Genomic DNA, 4,310 nt, shown 5'->3' on the forward strand with positions numbered 1-4,310 from the left:
ATTGTTCACAGAAATTTAAGTTCGAATAAATTATAAATAGGAATCAATGACAAGAGAGGCCTAAATCAGGTCTCTTTTTTTATATTTATAAGTTAGGTTTATGCTTCTGATATTATGCTGCATTCGCATATTTTCCAGCATTTTCACAAACAATAACAGCAAACGGTGAAAGGTGCGTGCAGCAATGAGCAGACAGCATAAATTAATTGAGGAAAGAGAAATACAGAAATTTCGTAAATTGAGATGGTCATCGGTTGCTAAGGCAGCTGCGGCAGTCATGCTGCTGAGTGCACTTTCAGCTGCTATGAGTCCGCTCAGCTATAATCATGTTTCTGCTCAAAGTTCAGCTAAAGGGATAAGTGCGGCTGCGCAGGTGGATGAACGGAAGCCAGTGGCAATCGTAATTGACGATTTTGGCAATAACATGAGCGGAACTGAGGAAATGATGAAGCTTCCAGTCAAAATTACAGCGGCGATTATGCCTTTTATGCCAACGACTAAGAAGGATGCAGAGGAAGCGTATAGGCTTGGCCATGATGTCATTGTTCATATGCCGATGGAACCGAACAAAGGGCTAAAAAGCTGGTTAGGCCCTGGAGCGCTCACAACTGATTTAAGCGATGCAGAGGTGCGTAAACGGGTAGAGGATGCCATTGACGATGTGCCTCATGCCATTGGGATGAATAATCATATGGGCTCAAAGGTGACAGCAGATGAGCGAATGATGCGAATTGTGCTAAGCGTGTGCAAGGAGCGGGGGCTCTTTTTTCTAGATAGCCGGACCACCTTCAAAACGGTTGTTCCCAAATTAGCCAAAGAGCTGGGCGTGCCGACTGTCTCCAATGATGTTTTTCTTGATGACGTTTATACCGTTCAGCATATATCCAAACAAATCGGCGTGCTTCGCAAGCATTTGGAGTCACATGACAGCTGCATCACGATCGGACATGTTGGAGCACCTGGGAAATATACATCCTCGGTTCTCCATCAGTCCATACCTGCGATGCAGCCTACCGTGAGATTCGTGAAGCTGACTGCGCTTATTGGCGGAGAATCAATGAACGATCCACTTGTATTGCCTAATCCCTGAAGCAATCGCTTCAGCAACTTCTTGCTGACGCTGCGGATCTGTCAGCATCGTACGATCATGCTCGCTGCTAATAAAGCCCATTTCTACGATAACAGCAGGGTCCTGCACCCTTCTAAGTAAATAAAACGGTTTTCCTTCCCTTGGGAGGAAAGCCGTATTTTGTTGTCGATTAAGCGCATCTTGTATGCAAAATGCAAGCAACGAGCTTTCACCGCTGCTCTGATGCAGCACTAGAGGGCCTTTCTGCATACTTTTCTTAGACCAATTGACATGCAAACTAATGAGCAGTTCACTTTCAATTTCATCGGTTAATTGCCGGCGCTGCGATAAATCTTTACGATGTCTCGAACGTGTATTATGCCAACGATTATCGTCACTGAGTGCATAGTCGCCGGTTCGATTGAGTATAGCCGGTATGTTTTGGCTTCGCAAAATAAAATACAGCTTACGCGCAACAGCTAAATTAATGTCCTTTTCTAAAATATCAGCTGATGAGGCTCCCCCGTCAATTCCGCCATGTCCAGCATCGATGATGACGACAGTTGACGGAAGCGCCCAGTCCTGATTGTAGCCTACCGGCAAAAGAGGCCATGCAAAAGCGCTGGATGAGCTGCTGGAAGCAGCCAGCCATACTACAACAAAGGTTAGTGCCATTTTACGAAACATGCTGATTGTTCCTCCAGATTTCTTTGACATACGGTTAGCGTGGCTGTTTGGAGGGAAACTCATGCATGTTTAGATTGGATGGTTAAGGGGCAAACTTAAATTATTAATTCATACGGTATTGAAAGGACTGATTAGCATGGCAAAAGGCGATGAATACGTAAAATTTATGACCGAAAAATTTATAAATTATATGGAGACACCAAGAGAAGAACGGAAACAAACCAACGTATTAGCCAAATCTCGGAGAGAGCCTTGGCTGACGCGTTGGTTCGGATGGGGACCAGTGAGTGTAATGTTATGGTGGCGCGGACGCGCTGAGCGTCATCGGTAAAAGTGACCAAGCTCGATTAAAAGCTGAAGGGGAATATAGCGGCGATCAGAACCATCCTCGCTTGCTTCAAGCGCGACATAGATTTGACCGTTATCCCATTTGTTATATCCGACGACAGACCAGACATATAACATCTGGCCATCAAACAGCTCAGCGGTAAAGCGGAGCTGTTCTTTGTTGTTTATTTTGGCAAAGAGAGGTGTGTAGGAATTGGAGCTCAATGTGATGGGTTTATTCGTTAGCCAGGGAAGCTTATCGAATGGATTAAATGACGGCAGTGAGACTTGTTTAATAAGGACTGCTTTCTGAGTGTTAAGTAATGGAGCCGCTTTATCAAGCTTAGTTGCGGCAGCATTTGTCCAATCTTCCTTCTTGGCAGGGAGCGATTCACCGCTGACAGCATCTGCATAATACGTTTCTTTCTCTGTCGTTATTTTCCATGCGGCAAGGAGAGGATGAACATATATTCGATCAATTTGGGTTGCAGGCTTTAGAAGCTCGAGCTGCTTAATCGCTCGTGTAAGTGTGCTTTCATCGAATAATGGATGACTGTTTGTTCCGTATTCGCCTAGTTGATATCCACCTGACTCCACCGCATTAATGACAAGATAACCGACAGTATTTTTATTTTGCATGACAAGCACAAGCCAGCTATGCGTTCCAGGGCCAATAGGAGAAACAATAAGTGTCGACTTCTTCCATGAGGCAAAAGAAGGCTGTACAGCCAGTTCTTCAACCCAGCGCTGCGCTTGCTGCTGAACAGGCTCATAAACGGTTGTAGGATTAGAAACGGCCGCAGCTGCTTGTGGCTGCAATCCGCCTGCATACAATACAATAGCGGTCAAAACACATGCCGCTGTAAGCTTGATGAATTTTTTTGGCATAATTAATCACCTCCATATCATTGTATAGGACAAGCTTTAAGAAGGCTGTTGCAACCTGTCGCGTAAGGGCGGCCTTGTGACCGCCTTTTTTTGACGTATTGCTGCGGATAACGTCAGATCTATGTCAATCGATACCCTCGAGATGAAAGATGCCGCAGTTAATGGCGGACGCAGTCACTCTAGGCTCATATTGCCATCTGATTTCGGATTGACGCTGAGCGAATTGCTCCTCAATCGCTGGTTTGTTTTCTTCGATTGCATTATTAACAAGCGGCTCGTAGTATCCGTTAATTCGATCAAGCTCTTCCTTCAACCTTGCTGATGCACTCTCAGCCCAGCTGTAATCATAGCTGCGAAGCTTGCGCTCCAGCGTTTGCTCTATGATGCTAAGCGCTTTATTGAAGGAGAGGCCATTTTTGGTGATGTGAATATTTGCAGGCAGGCGAGGCGTAAGCTTGTGCGTAAGCAAGCGATCGTAGAAATGCTCCACACATTGGCCAGTCGCGAGCGAGACACCGTAGCTATGAATTTCTTCGCGCTTGCGATCACAAGCGAACTCTACCCGCATATTGACAGACAGCCATGCGGTGTAAGGGGTCGAGGTAAAGGGATTGTTCGAGCGTTTGTCTGGCTCCTGAAACAAATGGACGAAGCTGCCCTTAGCTTTTGCAGCATCAAATATTTGCTCGAGCTTGCGTGCGCCAAAAAACAAGTCTTCACGCGGAATGCGAACGGGTGCCGCTAAGCTGCCGTGAATGAAGCCTAGCGAACGCCCAAGAGCGGCATTCGCTGCTGTATCTTGCGCGTTCAGCGCAGCATCCTGTTCGGTATTCACGACTTCAATTTTTTTGAGCTCCTCGGCAGCGTCATATTTATTCTTGTCCGTTACAAACAAGAATGTCATCGTCTCTGGTTCTGCGTCGACACGATCGACGAAGCTCCAGTAGTAGGGACGATTCGTAAGTTCACGGTCGRCGTGAGGAGAGAGCTTCACGGTGAAATGGCTTGGTGACTTTTCTAAAATTGAGCATTCGGTAGCTTCTAAATAGCGGTTTACAAATTTGTGCACCTGTTTTTCGTTCAAGGCTGCACCTCCACGGTTTGTCCAAGCGTATCCAAATTCACTAGCAGGTCGGGACTTGTCGGCAGCGGGTTTTCGCCTGTCAGCACCTCTTCACGAATGCGGCTGAGGGAGGAGCCCAAATGATTAATTTTTTGTTTTAAATCCGTATCGTTGCCCGATTCTAGCAGCATTCGAGCAAGTCGCTGCTCCAGCGAGCCATCCCCTTTTTCAAAGCGCTCCAAAATATGATCAAGCTCGCCAATAACAAGCTCGAAC

Annotated in this window: 5 protein-coding genes and 1 pseudogene; 2 read left to right on the forward strand and 4 right to left on the reverse strand. The window is 46.3% G+C overall.

Annotated features, from left to right (window positions below; translation table 11 throughout):
• Nucleotides 1-184: 184 nt before the first annotated feature.
• Complete coding sequence (locus tag AC1DSE_RS31100) at nt 185-1,090, forward strand: divergent polysaccharide deacetylase family protein (RefSeq protein ID WP_441882837.1); 906 nt, start codon at nt 185-187, stop codon at nt 1,088-1,090.
• Here the strand turns inward: AC1DSE_RS31100 and AC1DSE_RS31105 are convergent.
• Entirely contained in the window at nt 1,055-1,756 is a 702-nt protein-coding gene (locus AC1DSE_RS31105) for an N-acetylmuramoyl-L-alanine amidase family protein (protein WP_441882839.1), read from the reverse strand. The two genes, AC1DSE_RS31100 and AC1DSE_RS31105, sit on opposite strands and share 36 nt — an antisense overlap.
• A gap of 136 nt (nt 1,757-1,892) precedes the next feature.
• On the opposite strand from AC1DSE_RS31105, the gene AC1DSE_RS31110 reads away from it, so the two are divergent.
• Complete coding sequence (locus AC1DSE_RS31110; protein ID WP_339208618.1) at nt 1,893-2,087, forward strand: YqzE family protein; 195 nt, start codon at nt 1,893-1,895, stop codon at nt 2,085-2,087.
• Here the strand turns inward: AC1DSE_RS31110 and AC1DSE_RS31115 are convergent.
• The 3 genes and pseudogenes from AC1DSE_RS31115 to AC1DSE_RS31125 form a co-directional block, all read right to left on the reverse strand.
• The gene (locus tag AC1DSE_RS31115) at nt 2,078-2,971 is read right to left on the reverse strand and encodes a hypothetical protein (RefSeq protein WP_477512171.1); all 894 of its coding nucleotides are present in this window, start codon (nt 2,969-2,971) and stop codon (nt 2,078-2,080) included. The genes AC1DSE_RS31110 and AC1DSE_RS31115 overlap by 10 nt on opposite strands.
• Before the next feature lie 124 nt (nt 2,972-3,095).
• On the reverse strand, nt 3,096-4,055 hold the full coding sequence (locus AC1DSE_RS31120) for a YqhG family protein (RefSeq protein ID WP_477528759.1): 960 nt from the start codon (nt 4,053-4,055) through the stop codon (nt 3,096-3,098).
• Nucleotides 4,052-4,310, reverse strand: a pseudogene (locus tag AC1DSE_RS31125) (ATP-dependent helicase); the annotation flags it as partial. The pseudogene AC1DSE_RS31125 and the gene AC1DSE_RS31120, both read right to left, overlap by 4 nt.

Source organism: Paenibacillus sp. 01L418, assembly GCF_056400045.1.

Coding starts and splice junctions, on each gene's coding strand:
- AC1DSE_RS31115 (WP_477512171.1), bottom strand. CDS start 2,971: ATGCCAAAAAAATTCATCAAGCTTACAGCGGCATGTGTTTTGACCGCT.
- AC1DSE_RS31105 (WP_441882839.1), bottom strand. CDS start 1,756: ATGTTTCGTAAAATGGCACTAACCTTTGTTGTAGTATGGCTGGCTGCT.
- AC1DSE_RS31100 (WP_441882837.1), top strand. CDS start 185: ATGAGCAGACAGCATAAATTAATTGAGGAAAGAGAAATACAGAAATTT.
- AC1DSE_RS31110 (WP_339208618.1), top strand. CDS start 1,893: ATGGCAAAAGGCGATGAATACGTAAAATTTATGACCGAAAAATTTATA.